14 protein-coding genes and 1 pseudogene are annotated in these 15,783 nt (G+C 58.8%); 13 read left to right on the forward strand and 2 right to left on the reverse strand.

Features of this window, described 5'->3' with window-relative positions; genetic code table 11:
• The first annotated feature begins 5 nt into the window (after window positions 1–5).
• Genes ACSQ2W_RS20420 through ACSQ2W_RS20440 form a run of 5 tightly spaced genes read left to right on the forward strand, consistent with a single transcriptional unit; the run spans window position 6 to window position 5,769 of the window.
• Entirely contained in the window at window positions 6–698 is a 693-nt protein-coding gene (locus tag ACSQ2W_RS20420) for a virB8 family protein (RefSeq protein WP_436088059.1), read from the forward strand.
• Window positions 698–1,507, forward strand: a complete 810-nt coding sequence (locus ACSQ2W_RS20425) for a TrbG/VirB9 family P-type conjugative transfer protein (protein ID WP_436088060.1) — start codon at window positions 698–700, stop codon at window positions 1,505–1,507. Before ACSQ2W_RS20420 ends, ACSQ2W_RS20425 begins: the two co-directional genes overlap by 1 nt.
• Window positions 1,507–2,757 (forward strand): type IV secretion system protein VirB10, encoded by a 1,251-nt coding sequence (gene virB10 / locus ACSQ2W_RS20430; protein ID WP_436088061.1) that lies wholly within the window; start codon window positions 1,507–1,509, stop codon window positions 2,755–2,757. Before ACSQ2W_RS20425 ends, virB10 begins: the two co-directional genes overlap by 1 nt.
• On the forward strand, window positions 2,723–3,751 hold the full coding sequence (gene virB11 / locus ACSQ2W_RS20435; protein ID WP_436088062.1) for a P-type DNA transfer ATPase VirB11: 1,029 nt from the start codon (window positions 2,723–2,725) through the stop codon (window positions 3,749–3,751). The genes virB10 and virB11 overlap by 35 nt, the downstream gene beginning before the upstream one ends.
• Window positions 3,748–5,769 carry a type IV secretory system conjugative DNA transfer family protein gene (locus ACSQ2W_RS20440; protein WP_436088063.1) on the forward strand — a complete coding sequence of 674 codons (2,022 nt, stop codon included), beginning with the start codon at window positions 3,748–3,750 and terminating at the stop codon, window positions 5,767–5,769. Before virB11 ends, ACSQ2W_RS20440 begins: the two co-directional genes overlap by 4 nt.
• 203 nt (window positions 5,770–5,972) lie before the next feature.
• On the opposite strand, the gene ACSQ2W_RS20445 is transcribed toward ACSQ2W_RS20440, so the two are convergent.
• Window positions 5,973–6,665 carry a winged helix-turn-helix transcriptional regulator gene (locus tag ACSQ2W_RS20445; RefSeq protein ID WP_436088064.1) on the reverse strand — a complete coding sequence of 231 codons (693 nt, stop codon included), beginning with the start codon at window positions 6,663–6,665 and terminating at the stop codon, window positions 5,973–5,975.
• Window positions 6,666–6,831: 166 nt separating this feature from the next.
• Here ACSQ2W_RS20445 and ACSQ2W_RS20450 point away from each other — a divergent pair, with 166 nt between their 5' ends.
• From ACSQ2W_RS20450 to ACSQ2W_RS20460, 3 genes and pseudogenes are all read left to right on the forward strand, one after another.
• Window positions 6,832–7,989: an acyl-CoA dehydrogenase family protein gene (locus ACSQ2W_RS20450; protein ID WP_436088065.1), complete on the forward strand. Its 1,158-nt coding sequence runs from the start codon at window positions 6,832–6,834 to the stop codon at window positions 7,987–7,989.
• A 186-nt stretch (window positions 7,990–8,175) separates the two neighbouring features.
• Window positions 8,176–8,770 (forward strand): annotated as a pseudogene (locus ACSQ2W_RS20455) (tyrosine-type recombinase/integrase).
• A gap of 145 nt (window positions 8,771–8,915) precedes the next feature.
• Window positions 8,916–9,254, forward strand: coding sequence for a hypothetical protein (locus ACSQ2W_RS20460; protein WP_436087426.1), 339 nt, complete (start codon window positions 8,916–8,918; stop codon window positions 9,252–9,254).
• A 409-nt stretch (window positions 9,255–9,663) separates the two neighbouring features.
• On the opposite strand, the gene ACSQ2W_RS20465 is transcribed toward ACSQ2W_RS20460, so the two are convergent.
• The gene (locus ACSQ2W_RS20465; protein WP_264223100.1) at window positions 9,664–10,656 is read right to left on the reverse strand and encodes a LacI family DNA-binding transcriptional regulator; all 993 of its coding nucleotides are present in this window, start codon (window positions 10,654–10,656) and stop codon (window positions 9,664–9,666) included.
• 211 nt (window positions 10,657–10,867) lie between these two features.
• Between ACSQ2W_RS20465 and ACSQ2W_RS20470 the strand changes: the two genes are divergently transcribed.
• The 5 genes from ACSQ2W_RS20470 (at window position 10,868) to ACSQ2W_RS20490 (ending at window position 15,757) form a co-directional block, all read left to right on the forward strand.
• A complete protein-coding gene (locus ACSQ2W_RS20470; RefSeq protein ID WP_112858084.1) occupies window positions 10,868–11,818 on the forward strand; it encodes a sugar ABC transporter substrate-binding protein in 951 nt (316 codons plus the stop codon).
• 156 nt (window positions 11,819–11,974) lie between these two features.
• Window positions 11,975–13,096 carry an ABC transporter permease gene (locus ACSQ2W_RS20475; protein WP_436088066.1) on the forward strand — a complete coding sequence of 374 codons (1,122 nt, stop codon included), beginning with the start codon at window positions 11,975–11,977 and terminating at the stop codon, window positions 13,094–13,096.
• Window positions 13,096–13,884, forward strand: coding sequence for an ATP-binding cassette domain-containing protein (locus ACSQ2W_RS20480; RefSeq protein ID WP_112858082.1), 789 nt, complete (start codon window positions 13,096–13,098; stop codon window positions 13,882–13,884). Before ACSQ2W_RS20475 ends, ACSQ2W_RS20480 begins: the two co-directional genes overlap by 1 nt.
• Window positions 13,885–13,908: 24 nt before the next feature.
• Window positions 13,909–14,706, forward strand: coding sequence for a TIM barrel protein (locus ACSQ2W_RS20485; RefSeq protein WP_115114386.1), 798 nt, complete (start codon window positions 13,909–13,911; stop codon window positions 14,704–14,706).
• A 31-nt stretch (window positions 14,707–14,737) separates the two neighbouring features.
• A complete protein-coding gene (locus ACSQ2W_RS20490) occupies window positions 14,738–15,757 on the forward strand; it encodes a Gfo/Idh/MocA family oxidoreductase (protein WP_436088067.1) in 1,020 nt (339 codons plus the stop codon).
• Window positions 15,758–15,783: the final 26 nt, after the last annotated feature.

Raw genomic sequence — 15,783 nt, forward strand, 5'->3', positions numbered from 1 at the left:
TGACAATGGCAGATACCGATGACGATCGTCTACGTACCTACTATCAAAGCGGCGATATCTGGGAACAGGAAATCGTCAGGAAAGCCAAACGATCGAAAACACTGGCCTGGTTCGTCACGAGCATCTTTGGCGCCATCACGCTCGTCAGTCTGGCAACACTCGCCATGCTCGTCCCCTTGAAGAGCTTCGAGCCCTATATCGTCGAAGTCGACAGGAATACCGGCTATGTCGAGGTCAAGACTGGCCTGACGCGACCGACCAATCTGACCGAGCAGCAGGCTGTGACCCAGGCCAATATCGTTCGCTACATCCGGTCGCGCGAAGGCTATGATCCGTATGCGATCGAGCAGAATTTTGGTATCGCCGCGCTTTTATCGACAGGAAATGCCGCTCGCGAGTTGCAGGACCTGTACAGTGCCGCCAACGTCCAGAACCCGGCCAGGATCTACGGCAGGATCAAACGGGTGACGACTGAGATCGCATCGGTGACCTTTCCGAATGCCAGTACCGGCATCGTGCGCTTTGCGACCGTCGAACAGTCGGAAACGGAGTCCATTCCGCGTCACTGGATCGCTGTTGTCCGCTATCGCTATACCGATACACCGGCCACAAATGAGTGGCGCTTCGAGAACCCCCTCGGTTTCCAGGTTTACGATTATCGCCGTGACCAGGAAACAGTCACCGAGGGGAACCGCTGATGATACGGCTTTGTTTTCTTGTTGGGACGGTGATAATCGTCTCGCTTCCCTCCACCTTCGCAGCCCAGACGCCGGCCTCCGGTCGCCTCGATGCCCGCGTCACAAGCGTTGTCTATCAGGCGAACAATGTTGTGCGCGTGTCTGCCACCTATGGCATCTCGACGATGATCATCTTCGACGAGGACGAAAAATTCGAGACGGTTGCCCTGGGCGACACCGACAGCTGGGATGTCGTACCGACGGACAAGGGCAACATCCTCTTCGTCAAACCCAAGGCGAAAGACGTCACGACCAACATGAATGTCGTAACGACCAAGCGCATCTACTACCTTGAGCTCAACGATTATGCGCCCGAGGACGGCAAGAAAGTCTTCGGCATCCGCTTCGTCTATCCCGAGAAGGGTCTCAATGCCGCCTTGCGAAAGGAGGCTGAAGCGCGGGCGGGCAATCCGAACATTTCGGGGATCGACAAAGCCAACGTCAATATCGACTACTCGTTTTCCGGTGACGACAGGCTGAAGCCGCTGGTGGTTTTCGACGACGGGAAAAAGACCTTCTTCAAATTCGGCGCACGCGTGCCGGCAATTTTCGCGGTGAACGCCGACTTTACCGAGACGCTCCGAAACGTCCGGCGTGAAGGCGACTACCTCGTCATCGACGGCACCGCGACCCAGTACACACTGCGCGACGGCGACCAGTGGACCTGCATCTTCAATTTGAGGAGGCCGGACTTCGGCGCGCCCGACCCCGATATCATGGCGCCAGCCCCGGATGAAAAGGCAACGACACGCCGCAGGAGTGGAAACTGATGCAACGGTCTCCCGAACTCGAAGCAATGCTGGCCGGCGACGAGACAGCGGTGGAGGACACCCGAGCACGGCGAAAGCAGTTCGTCGGAAGTGCAGCACTTGTCCTCGTCGGCGCGGCACTCGCCTATATCGTCGTCTTCGCGCCCGATAAACGCCTGCCAGAAAGTGTCAAAGGCGACGAGGAGTTTACGACCACGACCTTCCGGCCGCCCTCATTTCTGCGTGACGATCAGAAGCAACCGGAAAGAGAACCCGAACCGGTCATAACGTTGCCGGATCCTCCCCTCGAGGAGAAAAAGGAGGAACCAGCAGACACGACCGAGTTTGACGTTCCGCCTCCGCCAGGTGTCGTTGAGGTTGAGGATGAAACGCCGGTCCAGCCTGTGGAAGCAGAAGAGTTTCCGAGGCGTTTCCTGTCAAAGCAGGTCGTGGTGGACACTGCAAAAGCCGACAATGGACAAGGATCTCTCACGTCCGGCAACGGCGAAGGCAGGCCGATCGTCGCGGGCGAGGATCGCAACAGCAAGTTCCTCGCGACCGCATCGGCAATTGGCGACCGATCGGCAAAGGCGCGGCAAATCGGGCGCCTGGATGCGATGATCCCCGAGGGAACGTTGATTCCTGGTCTGCTCGAGACCGCGATCAACAGTGATCTGCCAGGCCAGATTCGGGCCATCGTCTCGCGGGATGTCTATTCTTTCGATGGACGCCGGGTGCTGATCCCGACCGGCACACGGCTCATCGGCGAATATCAGTCCGAAGTCACCCGTGGTCAGAAACGCATCTTTGTCATCTGGACCCGTCTTCTTCGCGACGACGGCGTGTCGATCCGTCTGAACAGCATCGGCACCGATAGCCTTGGTCGCTCCGGGCTGACCGGGCTCGTCGACAACAAATGGCGCGAGCGTTTCGGATCGGCGATCCTCTTGTCGATTGTGGGTGCCGGATCAAGCTACCTGACCGGCTATGGCAGCGGCCAATTCAGTAGCAGCGGGGACGGCGAGACTGATTCCGATCGCGCCGCTGAACTTGCCCGCGAGACGATCGCCCAGACCTTCTCCGGCATGGCCAATCAGGCGCTCGCAGAAAATCTCAAGATCCCGCCGACGATCAGCGTTCACCAGGGCGAGCGCATCTTCGTCAATGTCCGCCAGGACCTCGATTTCTCCGCCATGTATCCGGATCCGGTCGAGGAAGCCTTGAAGGAGATCAAGCATGAGCGAGGCCTTTTCCAAAATCAAAGCCGCTGAGAACAGCCCCTACTATTTCTTGGAGCGGGCTCTCGATCCGCTGCGCACATTCCTTGCCGATCCCACGGTCGTTGAGATTTCGGTCAATCGGCCGGGCCATGTCTATATAGAGCGTCTCGGCGCGGAGGTGATGGAACATCATCATATCCCAACGCTCACAGTGGCAGAGATCGAGAATATCGGCGAACGCGTCGCCGGCGCGACGCACCAGTTCATCAGCCGCATCAATCCAATCCTGAGCGCTGCACTTCCGTCAGGCGAGCGCATCCAGATCGTGCTCCCGCCCGCAGCAGTCGAGGGCGGCGCGATCTCGATCCGCAAACAGGTCACCAGCAACTTTACCCTTGAGGAGTATCGCGACAATGGCTCGCTGGAAAAAGTGTCAGTCGCCGTTGGCGGTCTGAGCGAGGTCGAACGCGAGCTGATCGAACTCCTGCGCGCGGAGCGCATCTACGACTTTATTCACGCTGCCATTCGCAAAAGGCTCTCGATCCTGATCAGCGGAGGCACCTCGACTGGCAAGACGACGTTCCTGAACGCTTGCCTGAAGACCATCGACCCATTCGAGCGCATCCTGACACTCGAGGATACGCGCGAACTGTTTCCGCCGCAGAAGAATGCCGTCCATCTTCTGGCATCGCGGGGCGACCAAGGCACAGCACATGTCAGCATCCAGGCATTGCTCGAGGCGTCTTTGCGCATGCGGCCTGACCGGCTGTTCGTCGGCGAAATCAGAGGCGCGGAGGCTTTTGCCTTCCTTCGCGCGATCAACACCGGTCACCCAGGAAGCATGTCGACCGTCCACGCCGACACGCCGCTCGGTGCCTACGAACAGCTGGCGATGATGATGCAACAAGCGGGATTGTCGTCCGGTTACTCCAAGCAGGATCTGATGTCTTACATCCAGATGGTCATTCCGGTCGTCATCCAGCTTCGTCGGGACGGCGGACGCCGCGGTGTTTCGGAGATTTACTTCTCCAGGCATGCCGCATGAACAGGACCTACCTGGCGGCCTATCTGTTCTTTTGTTGCCTCATCGCGGCTGCGGTGTGGATGCTCAGCTACGCTGTCATCCTGCAACTCCTCTACAAGGATGGTCGCGTGCTTCAGTTGACGGTGACCGCAAACCCGTTCACGCCATTCCAGCAGCTCATGCGCTATTCCGACAATCGGTCTCTGCAGATCGCCGCCTTCGGTGCTTTGTTGCCGGCGGTGGTGATAGCGAGCGCGGCAGCCGTCTTTGGTCTTCGCAGACCCTCCAACCCGCTCGGCGACGCTGCGTTTCAGGACGTCGCCTCGATCCGGCGCGGGAAGTGGTTTCGCAAGGATGGCCATATATTGGGGCGAATCGGCCGCAACATTCTGCGACGGCAGGATGATCGGCATCATCTCGTCATCGGCCCGACGCGCTCTGGCAAGGGCGTTGGCTATGTCATCCCTAACGCGCTGACTTTTTCGGGATCCATGATCGTCACAGATCTCAAGGGCGAGATCTTCCAGCATACGGCTGGCTATCGAAAGTCGAATGGCCATCGGGTCTTTCTGTTCTCGCCGGGCGGGAAGAAGACGCATCGATGGAACCCGCTGGACTTCGTCCGGCAAGATCGCGGAAGCCGCACGATCGATATTCAGAATATGGCGAGCATCCTCATTCCCGAAACCATCGGCTCGGAAAGCGCGGTGTGGCAGGGCACCGCCCAGCAGGTGATCGCCGGCGTCATCAGCTACGTGCTTGAAAGCACCTATTACAAGAACCGGCGCAATCTTGGCGAGGTAAACAGCATCTTCAATGCAGGCCTTGATCTGCAGACGCTGATGAAGTTGATCAAGGAGAAGGAACCCGACCTTTCCAGGTTCACGACTGACAGCTTCAACGCCTATATCTCCCTGAATGAGCGTGCAGCGCGATCAGCGCTCCTCGATATCCAGAGGGCGATGCAGCCGTTTCGCAATGAGCGGGTAATCGCCGCAACCAACGTGACCGACATCGATCTTGCATCGATGCGCCGCAGGCCGGTGACGATTTACCTTGCTCCGAATATCGGCGACATCACCATCCTGCGGCCGCTCCTCACCCTGTTCGTGCAGCAAAGCATGGATCTCCTCACACGTGAGTTTGATCCGGGCGCCCTGCCCGCCTATTTCCTCCTCGACGAGTTCAGGCAGCTCAAGAAGATGGACGAGATCATGAACAAGCTGCCCTATGTGGCTGGCTACAACATCAAGATGGCCTTCATCATTCAGGACCTGAAAAACCTCGACGAGATTTATGGCGAGACATCCCGTCATTCCCTCCTCGGCAATTGCGGCTTACAGCTTATACTTGGCGCCAATGACCAGGCCACCGCCGAGTACGCGTCGCGTGCACTCGGCAAGAAAACGATCCGGTACGAGTCTGAATCCCGTACCCTGGAACGGATGGGCCTGCCACGCCGAACAAAAGTCGAGCAAATTCGCGAACGGGACCTGATGATGCCACAGGAAGTCCGACAGATGCCCGAGGATCGTATGATCCTGCTGGTTGAAGGTCAGCGTCCTATATTCGGCAGCAAGTTCAGATATCACGCGATCGCTCCGTTCAAGATGGCCGCGCGCCTATCCGTCGAGCACCAGCCCGTCGTTCCGGAAGCGGATTTTGTTCCCTCTCTTCCCGTGCCGGCAACCGAAGCCGAGTACGGTGGCGCTCCGCGTGCGGGTGACGCCGACGTTACACCAAGCGCTGCGACCATCAACCATGAGGATGTGCCTCTGATGATCGCACGTGGTTTGTCGGCGAGCGACGAGGCTGGAAAAGATCCGTATAGGAAAGGTATTGCCACAACGGAGGGCCGCACGGAAGCTGCTCGGATTGTTGAGATAGAGGCGCGACTAAAACCCACGGCAGAACGGCTCCGAGAAATGGTTGAGGCTAAAATCGCTCAAGAGCCCAGCATTTCAGCGCGTGGTCGGTTGAGTATTGCCGAAGTTCTCAAGCAGACAGTTCCCGACGCGGTTGAAATAGGTCTCGTATAGTTGGCCAAGGCGACAACGCTCAAGGCTTCAACGATCTGCCTTGTTTTCGGCATGGCGAAAAGAAGGGAGGTTGACGGTGGCCCGGAACGGAGACCGTGCTATTCGGTGACAACTGCCACCAGTTTGGCTGAGGCTCCATATAAACGCCGGGTGACGGGTCTTCGTTTCTGGGTTGTATCCGTCAGAACCTATCGCCTTCGAGTTTAAGCCCTCATCCGGGGGGTGTTGGCGAACACACTAAGACCGAGCCATTCCTGCATGTCGCGCGCGAGACCCCTGTCCCCTTCAAGTTTCAGCGTTTCTGCATCGGTTTCCTGACGTATGGTCGTGAGGCCCATCCAAATTGCGGTCATCGAACGGAGCGACCCTTCAACGAGAAGGTCTACATCATAGCCCGGATCGAAGTTACAGAGGTCGACTTTTCCGTTTTCGACCACAAGCCACCAGCTCTTTTGCGTGGCCGAAAGTTCCGGGTACAGAAACTGTATCGTACAACGGCGGCGCGGAAGTGTTCGTGTATCGAGGCTCCGCCGCATGTCCCACATGAGCAAAGAAGGGTCGAGATTCTTCAAGGAAAGTCGCGATTCCATCCACCGTTGAGCCCAATTTCCGAGACCTATGATCAGAGGTCTCAATTCTTCGCCCGCTGCCGTGAGTTGGTAATCGGTCATGCCGTTCGCACTCCTTGTCACCGTGATGACGCCCGATTGTTCCAGTTCTTTCAGTCGTTTTGACAGGAGTGCCGGAGACATTTTTGGTAGACCGCGGCGCAACTCATTAAAGTGCGTCGATCCGCAAAGGAGCTCGCGGACGACCAAGGTCGTCCACCGCGAGCAGAGGATTTCCGACGCCATTGATACTGGACAGAATTGCCCGTAGCCGTCACGCTCTACCATAAGGACCCTCCACCGGTCTGGATCAGGCACGATATTGCAAAGCAACCGATCCGCCAAACGCTCCTTGCCTGGCCATACGGAGGCGGAGTTCAGTACAGTTCGTGTACTAGCCGCAATTGTGAAACGAGCGCAGAGTTTCAATCCTCACGAGATAGGAGGCATTGATATGCTCGGGCTTGCAGAACCAACACAGAACCTTGGCGGCGGTCGGACCATCGTCGAACTAACCAATTCAGTCCTGCCCACCTTCGCGCAACGCGCCGCATCGATCGACGAGAGCGACACCTTCGTCGGCGAGAATTACGCGCTGCTAAAGGAAGCTGGCCTCGCGCGGGCAGGCGTTCCAATCGAATTGGGCGGGCTAGGCGCGGAAGTGCCCGAACTTTCTGAGATGCTCAAATCCATTGCTCGTGCATGTGGGTCCACTGCGCTTGCCTTTTCCATGCATACCCATCAAGTCGCCATCCCCGCCTGGCGCTGGCGGCATCAAAAGGTGGCCGCGGTGGAGCCGCTCCTAAGACGTGTTGCATCGGAGCAAATCATATTGCTCTCGAGCGGCGGATCAGACTGGATCGGCGGATCGGGCAAGGCCATGAAAGTTGATGGCGGATACCGGATCACCGCGCGTAAACGCTTCACTTCCGGCGCGGCGGCAGGAAACATGCTGATGACCGGTGCTGTTTATGGAGAACAGGACGGCGCGCGCTCCGTCATTCATTTCGGCGTTCCGATGGCATCGCCAGAGGTTTCGATAGAGGACACGTGGCGAACACTTGGAATGAGGGGAACCGGGTCAAACGATATCATCATCGAAAACCTCTTCGTGCCGGATGCGAGTGTCGCATTTTCCAGAAGTGCGGGACAATGGCATCCCGTATTTCAAGTCATCGGCATGATCGCGTTTCCTCTGATCTACGCGGTCTATCTTGGCGTCGCCGAGAGCGCCCGCGACATCGCAGTCAAGATGGTCCGAAGCAGGGCCAACAGCGATCATCTGATCGAGTTGGTCGGGCGCATGGAAACGTCTCTGAGGGCCGCACAGATCGCGCATCGTTGGATGTTGGAGGTGGTTGCTCGAAACGAACCGTCCGCGGAAACCGTCAACGAGGTTATGATCGGCCGTTCCTTGGTCGCGCGGCACGCTATCGAGGTGACGGAGCTTGCAATGGAGGTCGCAGGCGGCGCGGCATTCTATCGAGAGAATGGGCTGGAGCGCTGCTTCCGTGACATACAGGGCGCTCGCTATCATCCGATGCAGCCCGGAGCCCAGGCGCAATACGCGGGTTCATTCGCACTCGGACTTCCCACCGAGAACATTTTCTAGCTCGCGGCGCAACCACGAACTCCGCGGAATCTTAGGATAGGTGGGCTAGTTTGATATCCAGAATCCGAATGGACGAGCCCCGCCAGCAGGGACGACAGAGCAACCTCTTGTCCGCTTCGGGCCACGAACTGCTGCCGATGGCATCCTTCACCCGCCCAAGGTGGGCGATGTGGCGGAGGCACCAACATGGAATCCGACGTATTGCGTTCACGGCGTCCGTGGAACAAAGGAATTCTCGTAGGCCAGAAGCGACCGCTGCAGCCAAAAAACGTGTGGTCAATCCTTGTCCGCCTCCAGATGAGTGGGGCCACACGCGAACTGGCGCTCTTCAATTTGGCCATCGACGTGCATGAGGGTCGAAGACCTGTGGTCTGGAAGCTCCATCAGAGATCGCGCGACCATCATCCAGAAGAAGACAAAGCGCCCCGTCCAGTTTGAAGTGACGGAGCAGACGAAAATCGCGCTGGCAGCATGGCTTCCGTCGGTCAAAAGGACCGGAGGAAGCTACCTGTTCCCCGGCAGACGCCGTCAGTCGGCTCACCTATCGATTCGACAGTACGCGCGCATCGTCCATCGATGGGTACGCAGCATTGGTCTTGAGCCGACCGCCTATGGAACCCATTCGATGCGAAGGACCAAGGCAGCTTTGATATACAAGAAGACGGGTAACCTGCGCGCTGTCCAAATCCTCCTTGGACACACTAAATTGGAAAGCACAGTTCGGTACCTCGGGATCGAGATTGATGACGCGTTGCGAATTGCCGAACAGATAGAGCTCTGAAACGACGGCCATCGGCAAAAGCCGGTGGTCGCCATCGTGCCAATTACGGCATAGTATCTCCTACAACATTTGTGCGGCAACACGGATGAATTCTGATGCGACGCGTGTAAGCTGACAAACCATCTGACACCAAGAAGAGAACGCAGTGCCCCGATTTCTTGCCGTTTACACCATGAAGCCCGAAGACCTCGCCTCCTTTAGGAGCCTGCCCAAAGCCGAGCAGGACGCTATCGACGCCATCGGCCTGAAACAGTGGGCCGCGTGGGAAAACAGAAACGCCGCATCCATCCTTGATCGTGGTGGCATGGTGGGCAAGACGACGCGCATAACCAAGGACGGGGTCGCCAATGCCGTGAATCCTTTCTGCGGTTACCTTGTCGTCGAGGCGGAAACCGTCGACGCCGCGGCAAGGCTGTTCGAGGACCACCCGCACATCACCGTGTTTCCTGGTGACGGCGTAGATATCATGCCCTTTTTGACCTGAACTCCTTCCGATCGGTATCGACCGCCAACGGTTACATCGTCTGAGGGCCGCAGAGGCGGCAAACGGCTGCCTTGGGCATTTACCCCAAAACCTGACGACCGCTTTGCGCCCCCATTTCAGTCGTTCGTGTGACTGTTGCGGTCCTCGGAAAGCGGACGTTCGTGCGCTGGTCTGCAAAGGCTGAAGACGGCTTTGCCTCGCGAGCACAGGACCCAGCGTTTGGCGCTCGCGTAGCGTTTCCTCACTCCTTCACCGAGCGCATAGCCATTGGGTCGGGGGTCGCCTTGCAGCGTTTCCACCAGATCGGCGAGGCAGAGCATGATCGCCGTTGTGACGACCTGATCTCGCAGACTTACAAGATTGACGGAAGCCACGCGGAGGACAGACGAAGTAGCTTTGGCATTCGAGACTAGGTCGAGGCACGCACCACAAGCCGACCGCGAATATTGACGGTGATCTTTTCCCGCTGGCCGAGGAGCATCGCAATTACCGCATCGACCATCTCGGATACGGGCTGCTCATAGGTTGTCAGTCCATAGGACGGCGACGCCGCGAATGCGGCGTTGTCGAACCCGACGACGGCTATATCTTCCGGAACTCTCAACTTGAACTCGCTGCGGATGACGTCGAGCGCGCCGAAAGCCAGAGCGTCATTCTCGCACATGAGGACATCAACACGGTCTGTCGCGGGCGTCTTCTCGAGATAGCGGCGCGCAGCTTCGGCGCCGGCATCGACGCTGTAGCGATCCGCCGCGATTTCCAGCAAGTCGGTGTCGCGTTCACGCCTCCAGAATTCTTTGAAGTTCCGGCGACGGCCGAGAGCCGTCGAGAGGGTTCGCGGCCCACACATGAAGCCCGGTCGATGATAGCCACGCTCCAGGAGGTGCTTGCCAATTTCCGCGATGGCGACGTCGGTGTCGCATGAAACCGCCGGTACGCCCTCGATTTGGCTGTCGCGGGCGAGCACGAACATCGGAGCGCTCCCCCCGCCGAGCTTCCGGTCGTTGAGGGTCTCGTCGCGAAACGCCGTTCCGAGCAGAATGATCGCGTCGACCTGGCGCTGCTCCGCATTCAGGATGGCGTGAATATGGTTGTAGTGGTCATTAATGTTGACGAGGATCGCGACCAGACCTTTGGCCTGCAGCGCGGCGGTTAGTGTCTCCAGAAACGGAAGTTTGTGCGGGTTGCCGAAGTCGTCAACGAGGACCGCGACCTGATGCGTCAGATTGGTGGCCAGGCTTCGCGCCAGAAGATTGGGGCGGTAATTGAGCTTCTCGGCGGCGGCCAGGACCTTGGCCTTGCTCACCTCGGTAATGGAAGAGCCCGGCGTAAACGCACGGATCACCGTCCACTTCGAGACTCCAGCCTCGATGGCCACGTGCTGAGCCGTTGCGCGCTTCATACAAACTCCCTCCCTGCTTCAGAACGTTTATTCCATTTTTTCCGGAATGCGAAATGACCAGTTGATTTTTCTGCACAGCAATCTTATAACGCATCTCGTTTGCTACCGGTAGCAAAAGTATGCACCCGGTAGCAAATTAGGGAGGAAGCGCCGTCTCGGCGCTCGTTGGTTCTCGCGCTTTGGGCGTGGGACAGTTTTGGAGGAGTTTGTAATGAAGTCATTTCTTCGCAGAATCGTGCTCGGTGTCGCAGTTGTTGGAGCGCTCGGCGCTGCTGCAGGTTCGGCACTCGCTCAGGAGGTTTCCATCATCGCCGTGACCCACGGCCAGGCCTCCGATCCATTCTGGTCGATCGTCAAGAACGGCATGATGCAGGCTGGCAAGGACAGCAACGTCAAAGTCGACTATCGAGCCCCTGAAACATTCGACATGGTCGCCATGTCCCAGTTGATCGAAGCCGCGGTCAACCAGAACCCTGCCGGCATCGTCATCTCCAATCCGGATCCGGATGCGCTCGGCCCGGCTATTGAAAAGGCCGTGGCTGCTGGCATTCCGGTAATTTCCATGAATTCCGGCATCGCTGCGGCTTCGAAGCTGGGGATCAAACTTCATGTCGGTCAGGAAGAGCTTTCGGCCGGCAAGACCGTTGGGGAGCGCCTCGCCGGGTTGGGTTTGAAGCATGTTCTCTGCGTCAACCAGGAAGTCGGCAACGCGGCGCTCGATCAGCGCTGCCAGGGTGTTACCGAAGGTTTTGCTGGCGGCAAGGTTACGGTCCTGCCGACCTCTGCCGATCCGGCCGAGATTGAAGCCAAAATCCAGGCGGCTTTGACGTCCGATACGTCGATCGACCTTGTCCTCGGGCTATCGGCCCCGTTGGTCGGCGAGCGCGCTGTCGCCGTCGTTGAGAAGATGGGCAATGGCGACAAGGTAAAGGTCGCATCCTACGATCTGTCGGCAAGCTTCCTGCAGGCTGTTGCCGACGGCAAGGCACTCTTTGCAGTCGATCAGCAGCCTTACCTTCAGGGCTATCTGCCGGTCACCTTCCTGGCGCTCAATTCCCGATACGGCACGATCCCGGCGGGAAATGTTGCATCTGGCCCGAGCTTTGTGACGCAGGAGACGGCCGCGCAGGTCATCGAGAAATCCGCCCAGGGCATCCGCTAACGCGGGTCCGCGGCGCCCTCCGCACCAGGATGCGGAGGGCGTACACTCTTTCAGTTCCATAACGGCTTGCAGTTGAGTGCCCTTTTCGTCCGGGACCGTCCGACATCTGAAGGTAGCACCCGCAATGCCCCGGATATCAGTTCAAAGGATATCGACATGTCCATTGTGGCAGATGACAAAATCAAGAAGACCCCCGCAGACGAACGGTTGAAAAAGGCGTCGGTCGCCACGACGCTGCTTCGTCGGCCAGAACTCGGAGCGGTGGCAGGACTGGTACTCGTAACGGTCTTCTTTCTCTTGACCGCCAATTCTTCAATGTTCACGCTCGCCGGCATCATGAACTTCATGGCCCCGGCCGCCCAACTTGGCATCCTCGCGGTCGGCGCGTCTCTTCTGATGATTGGTGGTGAATACGATCTCTCGATCGGCTCCATGGTCGCGTTTGCGGGCCTGGTGTTCGGCGCTGCCCTCGTTGTCTGGCAGGTTCCGTTGAGCGTGGCGATCCTTATCGCCATCCTCATGGCCGTGGTCATCGGGGTTGTGAATTCCCAGATCGTTATCAAGACCGGACTGCCTTCTTTTATTGTAACACTGGCGTTTCTCTTCATCCTTCGCGGCCTCACGCTTGTCGGCCTCAAGTGGGCAAGCGGGGGTGCCACCCAGCTTCGGGGTATGAAGGAAGCCGCCGCCGGTAGCCCGCTTACATCGATCTTTTCCGGCGATGCGTTTCAAGGACTGTTCGCGTGGCTCGCCTCGAACGATCTAATCGCGAAGTTTCCGAATGGTACCCCCCAGGTGTCCGGCATTCCGGTCGAAATCCTCTGGTTCATCGTGATCGCGCTGCTGGCCACATGGGTTCTTTTGAGAACACGATTCGGCAACTGGATTTTCGCCGTCGGCGGCGACGAACGCGCTGCGCGCAAGTCCGGTGTGCCTGTGGTGCGGGTTAAGACCGTCCTGTTCATCATCACCGCCCTTTGCGCAACGCTTGTCGCCGTCTTGACTGTGCTCGACGCCGGATCGACCGACGCGCGGCGGGGATTCCAGAAGGAGTTTGAGGCCATCATTGCGGCCGTCATCGGCGGGTGCCTGCTGACGGGTGGGTATGGCTCTGCGATCGGTGCATTCTTGGGCTCGATCGTCTTCGGGATGGTGCTGATCGGCCTGACCTACACATCGATCGATCAGGATTGGTATCTCGTCTTCCTGGGTGGAATGCTGCTGGTCGCCGTCATGTTCAACAATGTGATCCGCAAACGCGTGACGGGAGAACGCTGATGTCCTCGATTGATACTCCCCTGGTCGAAGTCAGGAACCTTACCAAGCACTTCGGATCAGTCATCGCACTGAATGGCATTTCCATGGTGGTCAAGCCGAGAGAGGTGCTTTGCCTTCTTGGTGACAACGGCGCGGGCAAGAGCACTCTCATCAACACGCTTGCGGGCGTTCACCAGCCGACATCGGGTGACTTTATCGTCGGCGGCAAGTCGACGACATTCTACAGCCCCCGCGATGCGCTCGATGCCGGCATAGCCACGGTCTACCAGGACCTCGCCATGATCCCGCTTATGTCGATCACGCGAAATTTCTTCATGGGTCGCGAGCCGATGGTGGGATTTGGCCCGTTCAAGCGCATGGACATGAAGTTCGCGGACGAGGTGACACGCGACGAGATGCACAAGATCGGCATCGATATCCGCGATCCGCAGCAGGCGGTCGGCACGCTATCAGGAGGAGAGCGCCAATGCGTCGCCATCGCCCGTGCGGTCTACTTCGGAGCCAAGGTTCTCATTCTTGACGAGCCGACATCGGCCCTCGGCGTGGCCCAGACATCGATGGTGCTCAAATACGTCAACCAGGTTCGCAATAGCGGCCTCGGCGTCATCTTCATCACCCACAACGTCCGCCATGCCTTCGCCGTCGGCAATCGCTTTACCGTTTTGAATCGCGGCAAGACCCTCGGTACCTACGAGAAAGGCGCGATCTCCATCGACGAACTGCAGAACCTCATGGCCGGGGGCAAGGAACTGCAAGTGCTCTCCGACGAACTCGGCGGCACGATTTAAATTCGAACGCATCAGGAAGAAATCATGACAACGATGACCAAATCGTCGCCGTTCACGCTCGCCGTCTGCGCTGAAATGGTGTTCCGCTCCTTGCCCGTAATCAATCGCCTGAAGCGGCTCACAGAGCTCGGCTTCCAGGCCGAAATCTGGGACTGGACGAAGCACGACATCGCAGCAATTGCCAGGTCCGGTGCCACGTTCTCGTCAATGACCGGATATGTGACCGGCACCTTGGCGGACGACGCAGGCGCGGACGAACTTCTGCGCACGGCGCGCCTCTCCATTCCCGTCGCCAAGGAGCTCAATTGCCCGCGCCTCAATCTGCACGGTACGGGCCTCGACGGGCAAGGCCTGCCTGTCGTGAAGTCCGAGGTCGTCACGGGAGCCATGTGGCTCAAAGCCGTCGATACCTTGAAACGCATCGCGGACCTTGGAGAAGAGGAAGGCGTCACCTTCGTTCTCGAAAACCTCAACGAGGCGGTGGATCACCCGAAGACGCCGTTTGCAAAGGCGGCAGACACGATCGCTCTGGTTTCAGCCGTCAACCGGCCTTCCCTCAAGCTCAATCTCGACCTGTACCACGCGCAGATTGGCGAAGGTAACCTGATCGAGCTTTGCCGCACGGCGCTTCCCCACATCGGCGAAATCCAAGTCGCCGACGTACCCGGCCGCAGGGAACCGGGCACGGGCGAGATCAACTACCCGGCAATCGCCGTCGCGCTCGACGCGATGGGCTACCGCGGAACGATCGGCATGGAAGCATGGCCGGAGAGCGACGATGAACTCGCGCTCACCCGCTTCCGCAACGCCTTCTCCATTTGATCAGACGCACCACATTCTTCAGGAGCATTCCATGTCCATCAATCGTCCCGTCAACATCGGCCTCATCGGCGCAGGCCGCATCGGTTCTTTCCACGCCCAAAGCGTCGCCCGCCGGTTGGTGGATGCCAATCTCGTCGCCATCGCCGACCCGGCACCCGGAGCAGCCGAAAAGCTCGCCGCCGAACTCGGCGCGCCGAACGCCTACACGAGCGTGTCCGAGCTGCTCGCCAATCGCGACATCGACGGCGTTGTCATCGCGACCCCGGCGCGGTTCCACACCAATATCGTCGTCGAAGCCGCCGAAGCCGGAAAGGCGGTGTTCTGCGAAAAGCCGATGGCCTTGACGCTGGAGGATGCCGATCGCGCCATTGCCGCTGCCAGGGCGGGCAAGGTGCCGCTGCAGGTCGGTTTCAACCGCCGCTGGGATCAGGCCTTCGCCGAGGGGCGCGCAGCGATCGATGACGGAAAGATCGGGAGCCCTCAGTTGATCCGGTCACTGACCCGCGACCCCGGTCCGTTTGATGCTGACCCCGCCAAAATTCCGCAGTGGACGATCTTCTACGAAACGCTGATCCACGATTTCGACACGCTGCTTTGGCTAAACCCAGGCGCCAAGCCGGTCGAGGTGACGGCCGTCGCCGATGCGCTGGTCCGGCCGGACTTCGCCGACAAGGGTTTCCATGACACTGCGGTCGTCACGGTCCGATTTGACAATGGATCGATCGCTGTCGCGGAAGCCAATTTCTGCGCCATGTACGGCTACGACATCCGTGGCGAGGTCTTTGGTTCCGGCGGCATGGTGACCATGGGAGACGTGCGTCGTTCCAGCATGACCCTGTTCGACAAGAACGGCGTGTCGAATGACACCTGGCGGCGCGACACAGATCATTTCGTCCACGGCTACACCGCCCAGCTCGCCGCATTCGTGGAGGCGATCAGGACCGGCGAGATTACCGGTCCGACTGGCGAGGACGCCCGCAACGCTCTCGCCATCGCGCTCGCCTGCGTCGGCTCGGTTTCGGAGCGCAAGACCGTCAAGCTGATCAACTAAGTTGCCTGGCCGCAAGGGAGTGCCGA

The sequence above is a fragment of the Pararhizobium sp. LjRoot255 genome (assembly GCF_964252905.1).
Taxonomy (GTDB): Bacteria; Pseudomonadota; Alphaproteobacteria; order Rhizobiales; family Rhizobiaceae; genus Pararhizobium.

Excerpts from the sequence above, each read along its gene's own strand:
- ACSQ2W_RS20420 (WP_436088059.1), top strand. The coding sequence starts at position 6 with ATGGCAGATACCGATGACGATCGTCTACGTACCTACTATCAAAGCGGC.
- ACSQ2W_RS20425 (WP_436088060.1), top strand. The coding sequence starts at position 698 with ATGATACGGCTTTGTTTTCTTGTTGGGACGGTGATAATCGTCTCGCTT.
- virB10 (WP_436088061.1), top strand. The coding sequence starts at position 1,507 with ATGCAACGGTCTCCCGAACTCGAAGCAATGCTGGCCGGCGACGAGACA.
- virB11 (WP_436088062.1), top strand. The coding sequence starts at position 2,723 with ATGAGCGAGGCCTTTTCCAAAATCAAAGCCGCTGAGAACAGCCCCTAC.
- ACSQ2W_RS20440 (WP_436088063.1), top strand. The coding sequence starts at position 3,748 with ATGAACAGGACCTACCTGGCGGCCTATCTGTTCTTTTGTTGCCTCATC.
- ACSQ2W_RS20445 (WP_436088064.1), bottom strand. The coding sequence starts at position 6,665 with ATGGTAGAGCGTGACGGCTACGGGCAATTCTGTCCAGTATCAATGGCG.
- ACSQ2W_RS20450 (WP_436088065.1), top strand. The coding sequence starts at position 6,832 with ATGCTCGGGCTTGCAGAACCAACACAGAACCTTGGCGGCGGTCGGACC.
- ACSQ2W_RS20465 (WP_264223100.1), bottom strand. The coding sequence starts at position 10,656 with ATGAAGCGCGCAACGGCTCAGCACGTGGCCATCGAGGCTGGAGTCTCG.
- ACSQ2W_RS20470 (WP_112858084.1), top strand. The coding sequence starts at position 10,868 with ATGAAGTCATTTCTTCGCAGAATCGTGCTCGGTGTCGCAGTTGTTGGA.
- ACSQ2W_RS20475 (WP_436088066.1), top strand. The coding sequence starts at position 11,975 with ATGTCCATTGTGGCAGATGACAAAATCAAGAAGACCCCCGCAGACGAA.
- ACSQ2W_RS20480 (WP_112858082.1), top strand. The coding sequence starts at position 13,096 with ATGTCCTCGATTGATACTCCCCTGGTCGAAGTCAGGAACCTTACCAAG.
- ACSQ2W_RS20485 (WP_115114386.1), top strand. The coding sequence starts at position 13,909 with ATGACAACGATGACCAAATCGTCGCCGTTCACGCTCGCCGTCTGCGCT.
- ACSQ2W_RS20490 (WP_436088067.1), top strand. The coding sequence starts at position 14,738 with ATGTCCATCAATCGTCCCGTCAACATCGGCCTCATCGGCGCAGGCCGC.